Genomic DNA, 20,529 nt, shown 5'->3' on the forward strand with positions numbered 1-20,529 from the left:
TTGTTGCCTCCACCCAATCAGTGGTCCGGTGGCGGCCGCCTATTTCGGATCCCCTCAAGACCTGTGGGAGCGGGCTTGCTCGCGAAAGCGGTGGGTCAGCTGAGGGTGAGGTTGGCTTTGCCACGCCTTCGCGAGCAAGCCCGCTCCCACAAAGATTCTCATCGCCATCTGAATCTGAATAACGACTCTCTTCCTTGCTTCAATCGGTTCTACTTCTGCGCCTGTCCTTGAGTCGAACCCTACCTAGACTCTGACAGGCCAGGAGGCAAGTAAGAGTCCATGACGGACCGGTGTTATCTCTCCTGGTGCCCTGATGCCAAGGAGAGAGAATATGAGCGTGGAAGTCAGTCGACATGGCCCGTTTGGCTGTGCATTGTTAGGCGTCTTGCTGGCCCCGGCCGCCAGCGCCGCCCCCGCGTTGTCGCCGCAGATACCCTTCGATGTCACGGTTACCCAACCGATCTCGCTGCCCAGCCTGCAAGCCAATTTCGAGGACCTGTCGTGGCAGACCTTCATTGCCCTGAGTTGGCCGGCGCTGGACAATGGCGACCCCAATACCGGTACGCCCATCGGCAAACAGGATGGCGCCACCGTGTGGGAAAGCTGGAAAGAGAGCTACCAGATTTTCCGGGCCAAGGGCCAGGCGCCGCTACCCTGGAACGCAGCGGCGAGCCTTCCCGAGGCCTGCAAGTCGCTCAAGCCCGGTCGCCTGTTGCAACAGATGGGTAAGGTGCCCGATGTGCTGGATGAGTTCATCCAGCCCTTCGAGAGCGGTCCGCTGGTGGACCAGAACGGTACCTACACGCGCAACGAAATCGTGGTCAACCAATCGATGTTCAACGGGATCGTCGACAACGGTCTGTACAGCATCGAAGGCCAGCAGACATTTTTCGCCGCCAACCCGAACAACACCGTGGCGTTCAGCTGCGGTTCCACCGACACCCGGCAGGTCGGCGCGGTGATGGTGAAGGCGTCGTGGAAAGTGCTGGGCCCCAACGACAACCGGCAGGATTTCCATACGGTCGATGCGCTCGTCTATACGCCGGGCAACAGCGACCCGAGCCATGGACCGATCGTCGAGGAGTCGTGCGTAGCCGAGCCGGTCGGGTTGGTGGGATTGCACATGGTCCATAAGACCGCCAGCGCGGCGCAATGGGTCTGGTCAACCTTCGAGCATGTGAAGAACGTGCCGGAAAAGACCACGCCCCTTGCCCAGCGGACGGGGCCCTATCTGTTCTACAACGCTGCCAGCAAAAGCGATATCAACCAGCCGCCACCACGGCCATGGAACCCGGCGGTCAAGGCAACCCCCTCGCAAATCGTGCGGGAAGTGCCGCTGACCGACGCCACCAAGGCCCTGAATGCCACCTATCAGGCCCTCTTGCGTACGGTGAACCCGCAGAGCGTCTGGGCGAACTATCAACTGATCAGTACCCAGTGGCCGTCAGACCCGCCCAAGAATTGCCAGATATCGGCCGCCAACCCACTGGGCAGTCCCGCACCGTTGTTCCTCGCCAACGCCACGCTGGAAACCTACATCCAGGGCACCGTACCCCAGGCGTCTTCCAGTTGCATGGCGTGTCATGGCAATGCGGCCACCCATGTCACCGAGTCCCCGCGCACCAGCTTCGCGGATTTCACCTATTTGCTCGAACGCGCACAGTCCACCGGTGGACAAGGAGTCAACCATGAGCAGTGATCTGGACAATTTTGTAGGCTTGTCATCGGCCCTGACCGGCATTCCCACGGATCGTCTGGCACCGGCGATCGACCAAGTGGGTTTACCGCCGACTTTTCTCGCGTTCATCACCTCGCGTATCACCCCTGACGTACTCAACACGTTGTTGACTCAGTACGCCACGCTGGCGGCGGATCACGTACCTCCGGACAAGATCGCCCAGGCGGTGCTGATGGACGGATCGCGACCGGCTGTCACACAGACCGCCCAAGCCGCGCGGTCGATCATGAAACTGTGGTTGCTTGGGGTCTGGTATCAGCCCTATGCCACTGGCAGTTATCAATCGACCGACTCGACGGTGGTGTCCGACCAGGCGTACATCCAGAGCTGGGCCTGGAAAATTGCCCAGGCCCATCCCATGGGCTACAGCGAGATGTTTTTCGGCTATTGGAACACGACGCCGCCCAGCCTTGAGGACTACACCGGTGTACCCGCCAACGGTCAAGGAGCCTCGTCATGAGTACCGAACAAGCAGAGGTGGTCATCGTTGGGGCGGGGCTGGCCGGCAGCATCATCGCTTATCAATTGGGCATGGCCGGCGTCGATGTGCTGGTGCTCGAATCGGGCCCGGAAGTCCCGGCCAACCGCGCGCAATACCTGGAGCGCTTCTACACGGCGACCCTGAAAACCCCTGAATCGCCCTATCCGCCGGTGTCGACCCTGGATACACCGCGTGACCCGAGCAAGGAAAATGCCCCTCGGGCAACCATTGCCGACCTGATCCTTGGCTGGGACAAGCCGAAAGTCAGCTATTTGGTGCAGAAGGGGCCGCTGCCCTTCAACAGCACCTATGAACGGGTGGGCGGCGGCACGACCTGGCATTGGGTCGGGACTTGCCTGCGCATGGTGCCGAACGATTTTCGCCTGAAGAGCAAGTACGGCGTCGGGGTGGACTGGCCGATCGGCTACGACGACCTGCAAAGCGCGTATTGTCGGGCCGAGGCGGAAATCGGCGTGTCGGCCAATGTCGCTGATCAGGCCTACCTGGGCATGACGTTTCCCGAGGGCTATTCATTCCCGATGCACAGCATTCCGTTGTCGCTGGTCGATGGCAGCTTTGTCACTGCCGTGACCGGCCAGACCTTCGATGGGTTGCCGCTGGTGGTCAGTCCGACGCCGGCCGGGCGCAACTCCCAACCCTATGCCGGGCGCCGGGTGTGCGCCGGCAATACCAACTGCACGCCGATCTGCCCGATCCAGGCCAAGTACGACGCAACCGTGACCCTGAACAAGGCCCTGGCCACCGGTAAAGTCCGGGTCATGTACCGGACCGTGGCCAGCAAGGTGACCGTGGGCCCGGACAAGAACATCAATGGCGTCGAATTCATTCAGTACCAGCTCGGCGAGGGGCCGCAGACGGGAACCGGCGTGGCCATCGGGCAGCGTTACGTGATCGCGGCCCATGCCATTGAAACCCCTAAATTGTTGCTCAACTCCAAGACCCCGGCTTGGCCCAAGGGTGTGGCCAACAGCAGTGGGCAGGTAGGGCGCAGCCTGTCCGACCATCCGATTTACCTGGCCTGGGGGTTGATGCCTGAAGGCAAGACGGTGTTTCCGTATCGTGGCCCGGTGTCCACGGCGGGCATCGAAAGCCTGCGTGACGGCGATTTTCGCAGTCAGCGAGCGGCGTGGCGTATCGAAATCGGCAATGAGGGTTGGAACTGGCCGGTGGGCGACCCTTACGTCACCGTGGCCGATTTTATCGACGGGGCGAACAATAGCCACACCAACCCGCTGCCTTCGAAAGAGACACCGCCGCCACCCACTGAAGCGCTTTACGGCACGGCACTGATTCAACGGCTCAATGGCCTGTTCATCCGCCAGTTTCGGATCGGCTTTCTGGTGGAGCAGGTGGAGGAGCATCCCGACCAGTCCAACAGCTACATCGTGCCCTCGACGGACAACCTCACGGACGGGCTCGGCATTCTTCGACCGGAAATCCACTACGACCTGTCCGACTACACCAAGGAAGGCTTCAGGCAGGCGAAGATATTGGCGAGCCACATTATCAAGGACCTGCTCGGTGCCGTGGAACTGACGGCGCCCATTGGCCAGGGGACCTTCACCTACAAAGATGACGATTACAGCTTTCAGGGCGCCGGGCACCTGATGGGCACCTACCGCATGGGCGATGACCCGACCAAGTCGGTGGTGGACAAGCACCAGCGCAGTTGGGACCACAAGAACCTGTTTCTGGTGGGCGATGGCGTCTTCCCCAGCACCGGCAGCTCGAACCCGAGCCTGACGATTGCGGCGTTGTCATTCCAGGCCGGGGACACCGTGGCCAACGACCTGAAGGCGGTGACCCTGCAGGTCCAGGCCAATCAAACCTGGCAGGGCACCGGCGTGCAGGTCAACGGGTTGATACCGCGCCTGGTTCGCTACGTCAGTGGGTTGTGGTGTGCCAGCCCGCAAGGCGGCAATGTCGATGGGAACGGCGGCTCGAGGCACATCGACTACAGCAGCTATGCCTTGCCCGGTGCGGCCGAAGGTGCCTTGATCGGTCGTGTGGGCGACGGTGGCAAGCCGTTCCTGGTGGGTGACCTGGGGCAGGTTCCGGGCGACCAGCAAGGGGAACTGCAACTGTGCATCAATGATGACCTGACCGGGCAGTATGGATCTGGGTTGCGCGATAACACCGGCGCGCTGACCATCCGGGTCGAGTTCGGTGCGCTGTAGCGCTTGAGCGCCAAGGCCTGACGCTTGTGGGCGGGCCTGTGGGAGCAAGGCTTGCCCGCGATGCAAACCACTCGGTGTAGCTGATAGACCGAGGCGATGCCTTCGCGGGCAAGCCTTGCTCCCACAGGCTCGCTCCTACAGGGGGTAGGCTGGTACTACGTTGTTTTCAAGCCGCCGAGCGCTGGTTGCGCAACACCACGGGCCCGGCGCGCTCTTCGATGGCCCGCTTCAGGTCGCCGCGAAGGCCCAGCAGGAAACCCGCTTCGACCACCACGAACAACGGCCCGACGATCAACCCGGTCAGGTCGTCGACGAATGCCGGTTTGCGGCCTTCGTAATAGTGACCGATGAACTGGATCACCCAGCCCACCACAAACATCCCCACGCCACTGCCCAACCACACCGCCGTGCTTTGCGCGGCCAGTGCCTGGCCCAGCCATACGGCCAGGCCCAGCAGCACCGTCATCAGCACACCCAGGCGCAGTTCCAGGCGCAGATAGAACCAGGCACTGGCGATGGCCACCAGCAGCGCCGGCGACACCAGCACTCCCGCCATCGCCCAGCCTGGCCGTGACAGCAGCACGGCGACGGCGACGAAGATCAGCGGAATGCCGATGAAATGGCTGGCAATGTTGCGCGGGTCACGGTGGTAGGCGGCGTATTGACTGAGATGATCGACGAGGCTTTTCATTGTTATTCCTCCTGAGGCGATGCCTGCATGATGCCCAGGTTCCACTCGGTGGTCTGTCAGCTAGCCGACACTTGTCCCGGAGTTTCCATGAATTCGCACCCCTGGCACTCGCACCTGATGGCCGGCCATTGGTACAGCCATTTGCCCGTTGAGTTACAGCATAGTCTGCTGGAGATGGCGCGGGTGCGGCACCTGTCGCCGGGGCAGCGATTGTTCCAGCGTGGCGACCCGCCTTGTGGCTTGTACGCGGTGCTGGAAGGCGCCGTGCGTGTCGGTACGGTGAGCGAGCAGGGCAAGGAAGCGCTGCTGAGCGTGATCGAAGCACCCCACTGGTTCGGCGAGATCTGTTTGTTCGATGGTCAGCCGCGCACCCACGACGCGGTGGTTGTCGGGCAATGCACGCTGCTGCACCTGCCTCAAGCGCCTTTGTTGGCGTTCCTGCAACAGCAACCGCTGTATTGGCGGCACCTGGCATTACTCATGAGCCACAAATTGCGCCTGACCTTCATCAACCTCGAACACCTGAGCCTGATGCCTGCCCCAGCCCGTGTTGCCCATCGCTTGCTGTTGATCGCCGAAGGCTATGGCGAAACCGAACCGGCCCGGCGGGTCCTGCAACTGCCCCAGGAGCAACTGGCGTTGATGCTCTCGCTGTCACGCCAGACCACCAACCAGATCCTCAAGGATTTGCAGGCCCAGGGCATTCTTCACCTCGGTTATGGCGAGATCGAAATTCTCGACATTGAGCGGTTGCGGGCGTTGACCACGCTCTGAAGCCCTCAGTGGCTGATCCACCGCTATCGCGAGCAAGCTCGCTCCTACAAGGGGCCTTCGGTGGCTACCAGATCTTCGTTTCACCGCAGATCCCCAGTGGGAGCGGGCTTGCTCGCGAAGGGGCCAACCCAGCCACTGCAAACCCTAGCGCAAACCATCGCGAAACTGCCCCGGCGTCATCCCGGTCCAGCGCTTGAAGGCGCGGCTGAAGCTGCTGGTGTCGGCGAAGCCCAGCAGGTAACTGACTTCGCTCAACGAACAATGCGGGTCACGCAAATGCAGCAGTGCCAGGTTTTCCCGGCATTCATTGAGCAACGCGTCGAAGCGGCAGCCTTCGTCGGCCAGGTGCCTTTGCAGGCTGCGCAGGCTCAGGTGCATGGTCTTGGCGATGTGCTCGGCGCTGGGTTCGCCTTCGGGCAGTTGGGCTTCGATGGCCGCCCGGACCTTGCGCTCCCAGGTCAGTGGCTTGAGCTGGGCGAGGGTGCGCTCGAGCACCGTTTCGTTGTGTTCGGCCAGCTCCGGGTTGGCGTCGTCCAGGTGGCTGTCGAAATCCGCGAGGTCGAACTCCAGGCAATCCTGCGCAGCACCGAAATGCACCGGCGAGCGAAATACCTTATGCCAGGGACCGGGGTCTTGCGGCTCGGGGCGGCGCAGGTAAACGGCCAAGGGTGCGTAATCGCGGCCCAGCCGGTTGCGGCACGTGCGCACATAGATGGCTGCAAACGCGTCGATGGCTTCCAGGGCAGGCGCGGGATGACCCGTCGGTACATCGAGGCTGAAGCGGTAGCGATCCTCGCCACGGCTCAGTTGCAGCGTCAGCGCGTCACTGACCACCGGGTGATAGCGCACGATCCGCTCGAACACTTCGCGCAGGCTGCCACTGGCGACCAGGGCGTAACCCAGCGCATGAAAGGTGGTGGGGCTGACGAAACGCGATACCCTCAGGCCGATCGCCGGGTCGCCGCTGGCCTGCACCGCCAGCGTCCACAGGCGTGTGGTCGCCGAGAGCGGATAACGGGCATTCGGGTCATCCATCAACTGCGGGTCTAGGCCGGCCTCCAGGCACAGGGCATGGCTGTCCAGGCCCAGCGCATCGAGCTGTTTGCGCAGGGCGCGGGTCCAGCTGGCGAGTGAGGTCGGTTCAGTCATGACGATTGGCGCTTGCGGTCAACAGGTTGGCGTCTACGGCTACCACCCCAGAGGGCAACGCCCGGCAGGATGAGTACATCGATAACTAGAGGATGTAAGCCATGCACGGCCGTTGCGCAAGTCCCGAGCGATTGAATGCAGCAGAACGCTGCGCCCATATTCGCCAGGTCGTGTTGGCCCGGGGCGAAGAATTGCGCCAGCGCTACCCGATCCTGCGGCATCAGGATGCTTTGGGCGCGGGCATCCTGGCGTTCGCCCTGGCGGGGATGATCGGGTCGGCGCTGCTCTACATCAACGGCCATCTGGCCGGATGGGCGTGCCTGCTGCTCAACGCTTTTTTCGCGTCGCTCACCCATGAGCTGGAGCACGACCTGATCCACAGCATGTATTTTCGCAAGCAGCGCGTGCCGCACAACCTGATGATGGGCCTGGTGTGGTTGGCGCGCCCGAGCACCATCAACCCGTGGATCCGTCGCCATCTGCACCTCAATCATCACAAGGTGTCCGGCAGCGAGGCGGACCTGGAGGAGCGCGCAATCACCAACGGCGAGCCCTGGGGCCTGGCGCGGTTGCTGATGGTCGGCGACAACGTGATGTCGGCCTTCATCCGGCTGCTGCGGGCCAAGACCTGGGCCCACAAGCGCAGCATCCTGAAACGCACGCTGAAGGTCTATTTCCCGCTGGCGTTGCTGCATTGGGGCGCCTGGTACGTGTTTCTCGGTTTTCACGGGGCCAATGGCGTCGCCGGCTTGCTGGGCACCTCGATCGACTGGTCTGCGAACACGCTGGCGGTGATGCAGGTGATCGACATCGCTGCTGTGGTGATCATCGGACCCAACGTGCTGCGCACGTTTTGCCTGCACTTCATCAGCTCGAACATGCACTACTACGGCGACATCGAGCCGGGCAATGTCATCCAGCAAACCCAAGTGCTCAACCCCTGGTGGTTGTGGCCGTTGCAGGCGTTCTGCTTCAACTTTGGCAGCAGCCACGGGATCCATCATTTTGTGGTGAAGGAGCCGTTCTACATCCGCCAACTGACGGTGCCGGTGGCCCACAAGGTGATGCGCGAAATGGGCGTGCGCTTCAATGACTTCGGTACGTTTGGCCGGGCGAATCGGTTTGTGGGTAAAGCGGTTGGCGTAGAAGAGGAGGTGAACACGGTCCGGGCGTGAAGCCGTATCAGAAGAAGGGGCTGCATTCGCCACGCCAAGCCTGAGAGCGACTAATCTTGTCCTCTCGTCGCCAAGCGTCATAAAAGCCTAATTTTTTTCCATGGCTTGCCGACAGCTTGATAAGCGTGCACCAAAGTGGAGCGAGGTCAAAAGCCGCGTCTACGCTTGACTGCAATGCAATCGGAATGCACCCCCACTCCTGCATAAGAAGCCTCATCGATGAATCTGAAGTTCAGCCACAAAATCCTTCTGGCCGCCTCCGGTGTGGTGGTCCTGGCTTTTGCCCTGTTCACGCTCTACAACGACTATCTGCAGCGCAACACTATTGGTCGCAGTCTGGAGTCCTCGATCGAGCAGTCCGGTGACCTGACGGCCAGCAGCGTCCAGAACTGGATGAGTGGCCGGATACTGGTGCTGGAAAACCTGGCGCAGAACATCGCGCACCAGGGCGCCAATGCCGATCTGGCAGGGCTGGTTGACCAGCCGGCATTGACCTCGAATTTCCAGTTCACCTACGTGGGCCAGGCCAACGGTGTGTTTACCCAGCGTCCCGACGCGAAAATGCCCGACGGCTACGATCCGCGTCAGCGGCCCTGGTACAAACAGGCGGTGACTGCCGATAAAACCATGCTGACCCCGCCCTATTCGGCGGCGGTCGGCGGCCTGGTGGTGACCATTGCCCTGCCGGTAAAGAAAAATGGCGAACTGCTCGGTGTGGTGGGCGGTGACCTGAGCCTGGACACCCTGGTGAAGATCATCAACTCGGTGGACTTTGGCGGTCTCGGCCATGCCTTCCTGGTCAGTGGCGACGGTCAGGTGATCGTCAGCCCGGACAAGGACCAGGTGATGAAGAACCTCAAGGACATCTACCCCGGCACACCGGTGCGCATCGGCAAAGGTATCCAGGAAGTCGAGCTCAACGGCCAGGACCGGATTCTTTCGTTTACCCAGGTCACCGGCCTGCCGGGCGCCGAGTGGTACATCGGCCTGTCGATCGACAAGGACAAGGCCTACGCGCCGTTGCGCCAGTTCCGTACCTCTGCCCTGATTGCGATGTTCGTCGCGGTGGCAGTCATCGCGTTGCTGTTGAGCATGCTGATCCAGGTGCTGATGCGTCCGTTGACCACCATGGGCCGCGCCATGCAGGACATCGCCCAGGGTGAGGGCGACCTGACCCGGCGCCTGGCCGTGCAGGGCAAGGACGAATTCGCCGTATTGGGGGGCTCGTTCAACCAGTTCGTCGAGCGGATTCACGCATCGATTTCCGAAGTGTCTTCCGCCACCCGCCAGGTGCATGACCTGTCGCAGCGGGTGATGACCTCGTCCAACGCTTCGCTGGTGGGTTCGGATGAACAAAGCGCCCGCACCAACAGCGTGGCGGCGGCCATCAACCAACTGGGTGCCGCGACCCAGGAAATCGCCCGCAATGCCGCCGACGCGTCGCAACAGGCCAGTGGTGCCAGCGAGCAGGCCGATGATGGTCGTCAGGTGGTGGAAAAAACCATCCAGGCCATGACCGAGCTGTCGCAGAAGATCAGCCTCTCCTGCACTCAGATCGAAACCCTGAACGCCAGCACTGACAACATCGGCCACATCCTCGACGTGATCAAGGGCATCTCCCAGCAAACCAACCTGCTGGCCTTGAACGCTGCCATCGAAGCCGCCCGTGCCGGTGAAGCCGGGCGTGGTTTTGCGGTGGTGGCCGATGAAGTGCGCAACCTGGCGCACCGCACCCAGGAGTCGGCGGAAGAAATTCACAAGATGATCACTTCGCTGCAAGTCGGTTCCCGCGAAGCGGTGACCACCATGAACGCCAGCCAGGTTTCCAGCGAAGAAAGTGTGGAAGTCGCCAACCAGGCCGGCCTGCGACTGGTCAGCGTGACGCAGCGCATCGGTGAGATCGACGGCATGAACCAATCGGTGGCCGCCGCCACTGAAGAACAGACCGCCGTGGTGGAAACCCTGAACATGGACGTCAGTCACATCAACCTGCTGAACCAGCAAAGCGTGGCCAACCTCAATGAAACCCTGAGGGACTGCGATGCCTTGTCGCAACAGGCCAATCGGCTGAAGCAGTTGGTGGATAGCTTCAAGATCTGACAGTTGCGGTGTCCTGTGGCGCCGCTATCGCGGCCAACTGACCCACCGCTATCGCGAGCAGGCTCGCTCCCACAGGGGCCTTGTGGTGGACCTGGATCTTGCTGCCACTCGGGAATCCAGTGGCGGAGCGAGCCTGCTCGCGATGGCGGCAGCACAGTCAACATCACTGCACCTGATCTACCGCTTTCGCGAGCAAGCTCGCTCCCACAGGGGGGGCTGGTGTTAGCTGAACATCCGTCGCACATTCCCCATCGCTTCATCGGCGAAGCCTTGCAGGAAATCCCTGAACCCCGACGGTGTATGGGCGTCGGTGTGGTCGGCGATGATGGTCCAGGTGGCGCGGCAGCGGTTGTCCGCCAGCGGCTCGACGCGCATGGCGGCCCACAGGTTGTCGATGCCCAGGGTGTTGTAGATCAGCGTCCAGGTCATGTGCATGGCCTGGTCGTCGCGGCTGTTGAGCTGTTCCACCACCAGGTTCTGCCCGTCGACGAAAAATTTCTTGCGCAGGGACCTTACGCCGTCGCCGGTCATTTCGATGCGCGCCAGTGCCGGGATGAAACGATTGAATCCGCCAAAATCACCCACCACTTCCCAGACTCGAGCGGCGTCCGCCGGTACTTCCACCGAGGTTTCGACGTGGCAGGCGTGGGGGTTTCTGATCAGGGTGTCGGGTTGAAATGCAGTCATGTCTTGCTCCTTGCGTTGGGTTGGGATGCTTCAGATGAAATCGATGGCTTTGAGGTAGTCGGCGCCGCGGCGCAGCAGGGCCGGGGATTTTTCCGGGTAGCGGGCGCCCATCTGCCGCACGCCGGTGCGGGCGTTGTCGTGACGGATCAGGGAGATGTCGCCGATGTCTTCCTCGAAGCCGTTGAGGTAGAAACCCAGTACGCCGAACAGCGCGTTGTCGGCATCGACCCGGCCCAGTTGCCGTTGCCAGTCGGCGACGCTCACCAGGGAAAACTCCCGGCCGCTGTCGCGGAATGACGCCACATAAGCGTCCCAGCTCAACGGCTCGGGGTTGTGCAGGTTGAACACCGCTTGCGTCGGCTGGTAGCGGCTGGCGTGGAAGGCGATGAAGCGGGCCAGGAAGTCCACGGGCATCAGGTCGAAATTGAGCGACAGGTCCGGCACCTGGCCGAGCTGGATCGAGCCCTTGAGCATCAGCATCAAGCGGTTCTTGTGGGGCTGGCAGACCCCGGTCAGGCTGTTGAAGCTGATGTTGCCGGGGCGGAACAGATTGACCCACACCCCGCGGTCCCGGGCCCGCTGCAGGATCCGCTCGCCGACCCATTTGGACAGGTTGTAGCCATTCTTGATGTAGATCGGCGGCGTGGGTGCAGCGGGTTGTTCCAGCACCTGGCCATCGGCATCCAGGGCACTGGATGCCGACAGCGTGGAGACAAAGTTGAAGATCTTCTTGCTGCGCCCTTCACACAGGCGCAGGCATTCGAAAATCGGCTCCACGTTGTCCCGCGCCAACGACTCGTAGTCGAGCACATGATTGACGTGGGCGGCGTTGTGCACCAGCGCGCCGAAGGTGCGATCGATGCGGGCGTAGACCTCGTCCGCCAAGCCCAGTTGCGGTTGGGTGATGTCGGCGGCGTAGACGCTGACCCGGCTCAGGTCCAGGTGCGTCAGGCGGTTGTCCTGCAAGGCCTGGGAAAAGCGTTCAGCCGCGCTTTGCCCGGCGCCCGCCCGCACCAGGCAGGCGACTTCGGTGGCGCCCCAGGCCAACAGCGCTTCGACGATATGCACCCCGAGAAAGCTATTGGCGCCGGTCACCACCACTTTGTGCACGTCGCCGCACTGGCTGATGGCCAGCGGCTCGAGGTTGAGTTCGGTTTCGGCATCGATGAACGCCTGGGGGCTGAGCGTCGATGGCTCGTTCTGCTCGGGGCCGTCGAGCAACTTTGCCAGGGTCAGCAGCGTCGGCGCCTCGATGAAGCGATTGATCGACAGGCTGCGTCCGAACATCTGGCGAATACTCAGCAGCATCTGCGACAGCAGGATCGAATGTCCGCCCAGGTTGAAGAAACTCTCATCGGTGGCGATGTCTTCGGCCGGCAGATCCAGCAGATGGGCCCACAGTTGCTGCAGCTGCGTTTCCAGCGGGTTTTGCGGCGATCGCCGCTGGCCGCCGACCTGGACCGGTACCGCCGTGGCGAGCAGGGCTCGCCGATCGACCTTGCCGTTGCTGGTGTACGGCAGGTTGGGCAGTTCGACGTAGGCCGCCGGGTGCATGTAGCTCGGCAGCGTGTTCTGCACATGCTCGCGCAGGGCCTGGAGCGCGGCGCCAGGCTGGGCTTCCTCGGGATGCACCAGGAACGCGACGATCCGCCGCCGCTCATCCACGCCCACCGCCACTTGGCGGAACAACTGGCTTTCTCGCAGGCAATGCTCGATTTCCTCGGGCTCGACCCGGAAGCCACGGATCTTCACCTGGTTGTCCCGACGCCCGCAGAGTTCGATGCCGCCGTCGGTCCACTGGCCGATATCGCCGGTGCGGTAAACCTGCAACGTTTGCCCGCCCGGCAGTGTCAGGTCGAGGTAACGGGCGCCGGTCAGCGTCGGATCGTTCAGATAACCCAGGCCAACGCCCGGCCCGGCGATGTACAACTCGCCCGGGGTGCCTTGGGCAACCGGTTGCAATTGCTCGTCGAGAATCAGCACCCGGCTGTTGGCGATGGGGACGCCAAGGTTACGGTTGTTGTCGCCGACACCGAACTGGCGTGTGGTCGCCAGCACGGTGGTTTCGGTCGGGCCGTAGATGTTGTGAAACTGGCACTGCGGCGCGAGCCGCTCGATCACGAATGGCTCGCAGACATCCCCACCGGTAATCAGGTGCGTCAGGCCCAGCGGTGCATCCAAGGGCATCACGCTCAACAACGCCGGCGGTAGAAACGCGTGGGTGACTTGCTGCGCGTGCATCAGCGCGACCAGTTGCTGCGGATCGCGGCGTTGGTCCTCGCTGGGCACCACCAGTCGGGCGCCGTGGATGAACGTCGGCAGGACATCCAGCAGCGACGCGTCGAAGTTGATGGTGGAGAACTGCAACGCCCGGCTGTCGCGCTGCAACCCGACGTAATCGCCGTACCAGGCACAGAAATGGCTGAGGTTGCGGTGGCTGAGCAATACGCCTTTGGGCTGGCCGGTGGTGCCGGAGGTGTAGATCGCCACGGCCGGCGCGTCGATGTCCACGACGCGGCGGATCAGTGACGTTGGGACGTCGCGCTTGGACGCTGGTAAGCGCCGCACATCCAGCATCGGCAGCGCGAGCTCGCCGAGGTCGCTGTCACCGGCGTGCAGCAGCAGGTCCGCCTTGGCGTTCTCCAGAATGAAGCGCCGACGTTGCGCCGGGTGCTGCGGGTCCAGCGGCAGGTACACCGCCCCACAGCCCAACACTGCCAGGATGGCTGCGTACAGGTGCGCAGATTTGGGCAAGCACAGCGCAATCACCTTTTGCGAGCTAGGCTGGTGAGGGCGAGGCTTGTGGGAGCAAGGCTTGCCCGCGATGAACGATGACTCGGTCTGGTTGGGTACCGCTGTGTCTATATCGCGGGCAAGCCTTGCTCCCACAGGCCTTGCTTGCTCAGAATCTGCGCGTTCCAACTGTTCCAGCATCGCCTGTTGCACCCTCAGCGTCAGGCTGCGCAAGGCCTTGTAGTCGATCAGTTGCCCATCGACACACAGCGCCGGTTGCGTCGCGTCATCAAGCATGCGCTGCTCGATGCTGTGCATCACCGGCACGTCGGCGGCGGCCAGCAGCCACGGTACCGGTGGCCGATTGAGATGGTGCGCGAAGGCCAGCGACTCCAGTGCATCGAGTCCTTGCACCGGTTCGCAAATGGCCTCGGCCGGCATCATCGGCCAGTGTTCGAAGCAGCTGTCATCCCGCGAGAACTGGCTGACCATTTGCGCGGCGCGTTCGACCACCGCCGCCTGCGTTCGCAGCCGCAACGACTGACCATTACCGGAGCGTTCCAGGGCGATCACCTGCTGGCCTAACAGCCGCTGCGAGCCGTCGTGAAAAAACACCACCGGTTGCGGCAAGGCCTTCCCGGGAAGTGTGCGAAGCGCCACCCGTACCCGAAGGCATGCACGGGCTGCGAAGGCGCACGGCACCGTCCCGTCATCGATCAACAAGTCGATCGCGCCGTGGCTGGCCGATGATTGAAGATCCACCACACCATGGCCGTGCAGTTCCAGTTCCTTGGCCAGTTCGGCCATGGCCTGGCTGCTGCCAGGCACTGCGATTTCGAGGCGTCTCATTGGAAGGTCCTCATGGGGTCAGGTAGTCGGCGAGGGCGTCGCGCACACAGGGGGAGGCGAGCATTGAACTGCCACGAAAGAACCGCGTGATATTGCCCACCAATGGGTGAAAGCGATTGATGGGGTAGGCCAGCGCACTGGCGTCTTCGCGCAGCGACTGGCGGACTGATTCGTCAACGGGCAGGTGCCCGATCAGCTCGAAATCGAACGCCTGCTGCAGGTCGCTCGCCAGGTACTGGGCGATGAAACCGGGCATCAGCCGGGCGATCGCCGCGCGGTCTTCTTCAGGCGCGGTGCGCCAGTACATCTGCACCAGCCGCGTCCAGAAACCGGAATGCCGTCCTTCGTCGAGCAAGTGGTCGGCCATCAACCCCTTGATCGAGGCCTTGACCGAATCGTCCCGGGCGAAGGCGGCCACTTCGTTGGTCACGGTGTTCTCGGCAATCGCAATGCAGATCAGCTCCACGGCGCTGAGCAAGTGCTCCGGCGCCTGGGCCAGGGTCGCCGGTATTGCCCGGCTGAGCTCGATCTGCCCGGGCAATGGGATCGGCGTGATGCCGGTCATGTCGATGGTCTGCTGCATGAAGTCCATCGCCACCAGCGCGTGGTAATCCTCGTCCACCACCACGGTCATCGCGTCGTATCGGCAGGCGAACGGGAACTCGATGCCGAAGCGGTTCTTGGCGATGCGCCGGGCGGTGTGATCCACCAGCTCGGTCTCGAAGATCACCACGTCATTGATGAATTTGTAGAGGCTCTGCACCAGCACGAAATCGCGCAGTTGCGGACAATGGCTGAGGAAGGTCTGGCTGTGCACCAGCGGTTGCCGGCTCATGGGAAAGATCAACTTGTCGTCGTCCTCCACCCGGCGCCGTGGTCGGGTGCGGATGGTGGCGCGGCTTTCCCAGGCGTCGGCGAACGATTGGTAGGTGAGGGCGTTCATGGCGTCACCTGCGCAACCGGCTGGGCCATGCTTTCGCGCAAACCGTCCCACAGGGCCGCGCGGCTGTGCACGGCGGCGAGCGCGGCGGCCAGCACCTCGGTTTCACGCTGCGGGTCACCGTCGATCAACCGGGCCAGCAACTTTTCCGCTGCCGGGCCGTGGTCTTCGGAGTCGACCTCGATGTGCCGTTGCAGGTAGTAGCGAAAGGTCGGCGCCTGATCCAGGCCAATGCCCCAGGCATCCAGCATGCGCTGGAACATCTGCGGGATGACGCTCTCGCGACCATGCACGAATGCGGCGGCGACGCTGTGGGCCGGGGCATGCAGCGCGGTGTGCAGGGTCTGGCGTACGAACCGCGCCGCCGCCGGTTCTACTTCGACACTTTCCAGTGCCGTCTCGGGACTGACGCCTTCCTGCTGCAGGGTGATGAACTGCTCGATTGCGCGGGTATCCGCGCCGACCTCGCGCATGGCGTCCAGGTACAGTTCGAAATGGCTGCAATAGCCGGCCCCGGGACGGTCATCGGATTCTTCGCCCAATACGATTTCGTTGATCAGGCGGGCCGCGTGCGGGTCGGCCGGTGGCAGCCAGGGCAGGTGGACACAGGTCAATTCCCGTTGCAGGCGCTTGGTCAGGGACATGAAGTCCCATACGGCAAATACATGGCTTTCCATAAAACGGCGCAACAGATCGATTGATGTTATTTCGGAAAAAACCGGGTGTTGGCCAAGTTCGTGTTTTTTCAGAGATAGTTGTTCTTTGGTAGGCTGCATTGGAACGTCCTCATCAATGATATTTGTCCGGCGGGCGGCTCGAATTTTTAGGAAGGCGAGCGGGTGCCTGAGCCGGAGTCCATGAATTACCCAAGTGGCTCAAGTATTCGCTGTTAAGTGCGTGTTGCCGGTCTGTGGTGCCGTTATTAAAGGGTTGGTCGAGAAGTAAACAGCCGGTAACAACCCGGCGAATAAAAAACTAATACACGAAACAAGTGGGCGGCAAGTTATTTTTTTATTATTTAAAAGTTGGGTATTTATTGGGCGCGAAGAAGCCTGTTAAAACTTTTAGATAAGTTTTATTGGGGCGAAGAAGCTCCTTCCGATTTACAGCGATCAGAATCGAACAGTTCGAGTGAATGCTTCACTCGGAGCACTTCAGGGATCAGGAAGTTAGGAAGTCTGATATTTAAGGGAGGGACGTCGGTCGGACATCCGATCATCCCGCCGGTTGGACGACGCTCCTTGCGTATTGGCTTCGATTCGCCTGGTTTCAGCCAGGCACTGACGTCTTCAGGTCTGTTTTTTAATCGACAAGCGCAAGAGTGGGCCCAAATCGATGGCAGTGCCATTGGCCTGATTGGGGCGGGGCGTCGCTGCCATGGCCGAGTCGTGCCAGACAGGAACCCGAAGGGTAGGAAGGATATGTAAGAAATTGATACGCCGGCCAGGTAGCCGGCGCAGGGTCAGCGACTGGACGGTTGTTCCAGGTACCGGCGGATGGTGATGGCGGCTTTTTCCAGGTGTTGCTCCAGCAGGGCCACGGCTTTATCAATGTCTTTGGCCGTCGCGGCGTCAAGCAGTGCGCGATGGTCGTCCTGGGTCAGCTTGCCCAGTCCCAGGGACGACAGATGGAAGCGCAGGAAGCGCTCCTCTTCATTGAGTTCGCGCTCGATCAGGTCCAGTAGCTTGGCGTTGGGTGCCTTGTGGTAGAGCGACATGTGAAACAGCCGGTTGAGCTTGCCGATCTCGGCGTGGTCGGTCTGTGCTTCCAACTGCTCGATGTATCGAGCGGCCATTGCCAGATCGTCGGCATTCAACAACGGAATCGACAGGCGCAAGGCAAACGACTCCAGGACCGAGCGCAGGGCGTAGGTCTCGACCGCATTGTTGGTGATCAGCGGAGCCACTACCGCGCCCTTGTGCTGAACGACATTAAGCAGCGATTGCGCCTCCAGCTGGCGCAACGCTTCGCGCACCGGCATGCGGCTCACGCCGAACAGGTCGGCCAGTTCCTGCTGGCGCAGAGCGGTGCCGGCAGGCAAACGCCCGTCGAGGATCGCCTCACGCAGAGAACCTTCGATGATCGAACGTGCCTGGTCCGCGGGAATGGGCCCGTTGACCTGGATGGTGCTGAGCGGTTTGGGTTTCTGTGTCACGACAACGCATCCTGACGAGTAGTAACGAATTGGATCCAGACGAACATTAGTAACAGATTACCGGGCCGTCAAAGACTTGCTACGTCGGTTCCTGAACTAGAGTTTAGTCTGCCTGCGGTGATCGCATCCTGCCATTGTCTTTTACCGGGCCAGGCTTCACCATCCAACGATTTCCCACGGCCCTTTTCGGACGTCTTTCCCTTGGCTGCACCGTTCCCTGTTTCCAGGTCCTTGCGCTGGTTGTGTTCGGCATTGTTGCTGGCCGGCCTCCTGCTGGGCGGCCTGCAGGCCGACTGGGACTTTGCGCAGATCAGCCGGCGCGCCCAGGCGCTCTATGGGCCACTGGGCGAAGGGCAGCAGCGGATTGATGCCTGGCAGCACCTGCTGGCAACCCAGAAGCAGATTCCCGAGCTGGAGCAACTCAAGGTGGTGAACCTGTTCTTCAACAAACAGGTGCGCTACGTGGAAGACATCGACCTGTGGCATGAGGTCGACTACTGGGAAACGCCGATCCAGGCCTTATGGAAGGGTGCCGGCGATTGCGAGGACTACGCCATCGCCAAGTATTTCAGCCTGCGGCATCTCGGGGTCTCCAGTGACAAGTTGCGCATCACCTACGTCAAGGCATTGCGACAGAACCGTGCGCACATGGTGCTCACCTATTACGCCACGCCCGAGGCGATGCCGCTGGTGCTCGATAGCCTGATCGACGGCATCCAGCCGGCCAGCCAGCGAACCGACCTGTTGCCGGTCTACTCTTTCAATGCCGAAGGGCTGTGGCTGCCAGGCGCCAAAGGCAACAAGAAAGTGGGTGACACCAAGCGCCTGTCCCGGTGGCAGGATGTGTTGAAGAAAATGCAGGCCGAAGGTTTCCCGGTCGAGACGACTAACTAGGAGCGCGCGCTCAGATGTCCTTGTTCAAACAGCTGTTGATCGCTATCTGTCTGTTCCTGGTGGTTGCCTTCAGCGGCAGCTTCATGGTCAGCCTGGAGAGTTCGCGGGCCCAGTACGTCAACCAGTTGCGCTCTCACGCCCAGGATGCGGCCACGGCATTGGCGCTGTCGCTGACGCCGAACATCGACGACCCGGCGATGGTGGAACTGATGGTCAGCTCGATCTTCGACAGTGGCTACTACGCCAGCATCCGCGTGGTCGATGTGGCTACCGACAAGACCCTCGTCGAGCGCACCGGCACGCCGGACGCCGGCAGTGTGCCGCAGTGGTTCGTCACACTCATCGGCCTGGAGCCGGCCGGCGGCGATGCAATCGTCAGTCGTGGCTGGGAGCAGGCTGCGCGGGTAGAAGTGGTCAGCCACCCGATGTTCGCCCTCGCCAAGCTGTGGCAGAGCGCACTGGGCAGCCTGGGCTGGTTGTTGCTGTGCGGCGCCGTCAGCGCGGTGCTGGGGGCCTTGCTGCTGCGTCGCCAGCTCAAGCCATTGGATTACATGGTGCACCAGTCCCATGCCATCGCCCGGCGCGAGTTTCTCAGCCTGCCGGAGCTGCCGCGCACCCCTGAGCTGCGGCGTGTGGTGCAGGCGATGAACCAGATGGTGGAGAAGCTCAAGGCGTTGTTCCAGGAGCAGGCCGAGCGCAGTGAGAAACTGCGAGTGGAGTCTTATCAGGACAACCTCACGGGCCTGGCCAACCGGCGCTATTTCGAGATGCAACTCAATGCCCGGGTGAGCAACCCGGAGCAGGCCAGTTCCGGTTACCTGCTGCTGTTGCGGGTCAAGGACCTGGCCGGTTTGAACCAGCGGCTGGGCGGACAGCGCACCGACCAGTTGCTGATCGCTGTCGGCGAACAATTACTGCGTGAAAGCGCCCGATACCCGGAAACCCAGAACCTGGTGACGCGTATTCGTGGCGGTGAATTCGCCGTGCTGGCGCCGGGCCTGGTGCGCGAGGAAGCGCTGCAATTGGCGCAGAATCTTGAAGGCGCGTTGACAAGCCTGCACGCCACCGGCGCGACCGACGTGGCGTCGGTGGCCTCCATCGGGCTGGCCCCCTTCGTCCATGGCGACTCGCCGCAGGCTGTGCTCCAACTCGCCGATCAGGCTTTGGCCCAGGCCGAAAGCCAGGGCGAACCCAGTTGGGCCTGCCTGGACCATAGCGCGGTGGCCAGCGTCGGCGACGATCACCACGCCTGGCATACACTGCTTGAACAGGCCCTGAGCCAGCAGCGTTTCGAACTGTACTTCCAGCCGGTGGTGGCGGCTCAGGACACCCAGGTGGTGCTGCACTACAAGGTGCTGTCGCGTCTGCTCGACGAGCAAGGCCAGACGATTCCTGCCGGGCGCTTCCTGCCCTGGCTGGAGCGCTTCGGCTGGACCGCGCGCCTGGACCGCCTGATGCTCGAGCAAGTGCTCAGGCAGATGGCCGGGCACGATCAGTCTCTGGCGTTGAACCTGTCTTCCGCCACACTGGCCGACCCGCAGGCACTGACCAAAATCTTTGAGATCCTGCGGGCCCACTCCAATCTCGGGCCGCGCCTGACCCTGGAGATCGGTGAGGAGCAATTGCCGGAGCAAGCGGTGCTGGAGCAACTGACCCGGCAGCTGCGTGAGTTGGGTTTCTCATTGAGCCTGCAGCGTTTTGGTGGTCGTTTCAGCATGATCGGCAACTTGTCGCGGTTGGGGTTGGCCTATCTGAAGATTGATGGCAGTTACATCCGGGCTATCGATCAGGAGGGGGATAAGCGTTTGTTCATCGAGGCTATCCAGCGGGCGGCCCACAGTATTGACCTGCCGTTGATTGCTGAGCGGGTGGAGACTGAGGGGGAGCTGGCGGTGATTCGGGAGATGGGGTTGTTTGGGGTGCAGGGGCAGTTGGTGGGTGAGCCTCGGCGCTGGGCGTAAGGCT

General features: G+C 62.1%; 15 protein-coding genes. 8 read left to right on the top strand and 7 right to left on the bottom strand.

The annotated features are described in order from the left end of the window. Nucleotides 1-331 precede the first annotated feature (331 nt). Genes J7E36_RS17830 through J7E36_RS17840 form a run of 3 tightly spaced genes read left to right on the top strand, consistent with a single transcriptional unit; the run spans nucleotide 332 to nucleotide 4,417 of the window. Entirely contained in the window at nucleotides 332-1,699 is a 1,368-nt protein-coding gene (locus J7E36_RS17830; RefSeq protein WP_215005542.1) for a cytochrome C, read from the top strand. Beyond that, the gene (locus J7E36_RS17835) at nucleotides 1,689-2,198 is read left to right on the top strand and encodes a sorbitol dehydrogenase (RefSeq protein ID WP_215005545.1); all 510 of its coding nucleotides are present in this window, start codon (nucleotides 1,689-1,691) and stop codon (nucleotides 2,196-2,198) included. The genes J7E36_RS17830 and J7E36_RS17835 overlap by 11 nt, the downstream gene beginning before the upstream one ends. After that, nucleotides 2,195-4,417, top strand: coding sequence for a GMC oxidoreductase (locus tag J7E36_RS17840; protein WP_215005547.1), 2,223 nt, complete (start codon nucleotides 2,195-2,197; stop codon nucleotides 4,415-4,417). The genes J7E36_RS17835 and J7E36_RS17840 overlap by 4 nt, the downstream gene beginning before the upstream one ends. A gap of 166 nt (nucleotides 4,418-4,583) precedes the next feature. On the opposite strand, the gene J7E36_RS17845 is transcribed toward J7E36_RS17840, so the two are convergent. Further along, complete coding sequence (locus tag J7E36_RS17845; protein WP_215005550.1) at nucleotides 4,584-5,108, bottom strand: DUF962 domain-containing protein; 525 nt, start codon at nucleotides 5,106-5,108, stop codon at nucleotides 4,584-4,586. Between the two features lie 87 nt (nucleotides 5,109-5,195). On the opposite strand from J7E36_RS17845, the gene J7E36_RS17850 reads away from it, so the two are divergent. Then, nucleotides 5,196-5,882, top strand: coding sequence for a Crp/Fnr family transcriptional regulator (locus J7E36_RS17850; RefSeq protein WP_215005552.1), 687 nt, complete (start codon nucleotides 5,196-5,198; stop codon nucleotides 5,880-5,882). Nucleotides 5,883-6,026: 144 nt separating this feature from the next. Here the strand turns inward: J7E36_RS17850 and J7E36_RS17855 are convergent, their stop codons facing one another. Next, on the bottom strand, nucleotides 6,027-7,031 hold the full coding sequence (locus J7E36_RS17855) for an AraC family transcriptional regulator (RefSeq protein ID WP_215005555.1): 1,005 nt from the start codon (nucleotides 7,029-7,031) through the stop codon (nucleotides 6,027-6,029). 101 nt (nucleotides 7,032-7,132) lie between these two features. Here J7E36_RS17855 and J7E36_RS17860 point away from each other — a divergent pair, with 101 nt between their 5' ends. Then, a complete protein-coding gene (locus tag J7E36_RS17860) occupies nucleotides 7,133-8,206 on the top strand; it encodes a fatty acid desaturase (protein ID WP_215005557.1) in 1,074 nt (357 codons plus the stop codon). Nucleotides 8,207-8,425: 219 nt separating this feature from the next. Further along, nucleotides 8,426-10,306 carry a methyl-accepting chemotaxis protein gene (locus J7E36_RS17865; protein WP_215005560.1) on the top strand — a complete coding sequence of 627 codons (1,881 nt, stop codon included), beginning with the start codon at nucleotides 8,426-8,428 and terminating at the stop codon, nucleotides 10,304-10,306. Between the two features lie 222 nt (nucleotides 10,307-10,528). Here the strand turns inward: J7E36_RS17865 and J7E36_RS17870 are convergent, their stop codons facing one another. The 5 genes from J7E36_RS17870 to J7E36_RS17890 form a co-directional block, all read right to left on the bottom strand. Then, complete coding sequence (locus tag J7E36_RS17870) at nucleotides 10,529-10,993, bottom strand: SRPBCC family protein (protein ID WP_215005563.1); 465 nt, start codon at nucleotides 10,991-10,993, stop codon at nucleotides 10,529-10,531. Nucleotides 10,994-11,023: 30 nt separating this feature from the next. Next, entirely contained in the window at nucleotides 11,024-14,575 is a 3,552-nt protein-coding gene (locus J7E36_RS17875) for a non-ribosomal peptide synthetase (RefSeq protein ID WP_215005566.1), read from the bottom strand. A gap of 10 nt (nucleotides 14,576-14,585) precedes the next feature. Continuing rightward, a complete protein-coding gene (locus J7E36_RS17880; protein WP_215005569.1) occupies nucleotides 14,586-15,518 on the bottom strand; it encodes a diiron oxygenase in 933 nt (310 codons plus the stop codon). Beyond that, nucleotides 15,515-16,291, bottom strand: a complete 777-nt coding sequence (locus J7E36_RS17885; protein WP_215005572.1) for a DUF3050 domain-containing protein — start codon at nucleotides 16,289-16,291, stop codon at nucleotides 15,515-15,517. Before J7E36_RS17885 ends, J7E36_RS17880 begins: the two co-directional genes overlap by 4 nt. Nucleotides 16,292-16,977: 686 nt before the next feature. After that, a complete protein-coding gene (locus tag J7E36_RS17890; RefSeq protein ID WP_215005575.1) occupies nucleotides 16,978-17,670 on the bottom strand; it encodes a GntR family transcriptional regulator in 693 nt (230 codons plus the stop codon). A 201-nt stretch (nucleotides 17,671-17,871) separates the two neighbouring features. Between J7E36_RS17890 and lapG the strand changes: the two genes are divergently transcribed. After that, nucleotides 17,872-18,564, top strand: coding sequence for a cysteine protease LapG (lapG, locus tag J7E36_RS17895; RefSeq protein ID WP_215005578.1), 693 nt, complete (start codon nucleotides 17,872-17,874; stop codon nucleotides 18,562-18,564). Nucleotides 18,565-18,578: 14 nt separating this feature from the next. Further along, on the top strand, nucleotides 18,579-20,525 hold the full coding sequence (lapD, locus tag J7E36_RS17900) for a cyclic di-GMP receptor LapD (protein ID WP_215005581.1): 1,947 nt from the start codon (nucleotides 18,579-18,581) through the stop codon (nucleotides 20,523-20,525). Nucleotides 20,526-20,529: the final 4 nt, after the last annotated feature.

The organism is Pseudomonas fluorescens (genome assembly GCF_018614775.1).
GTDB lineage: Bacteria > Pseudomonadota > Gammaproteobacteria > Pseudomonadales > Pseudomonadaceae > Aquipseudomonas > Aquipseudomonas fluorescens_BY.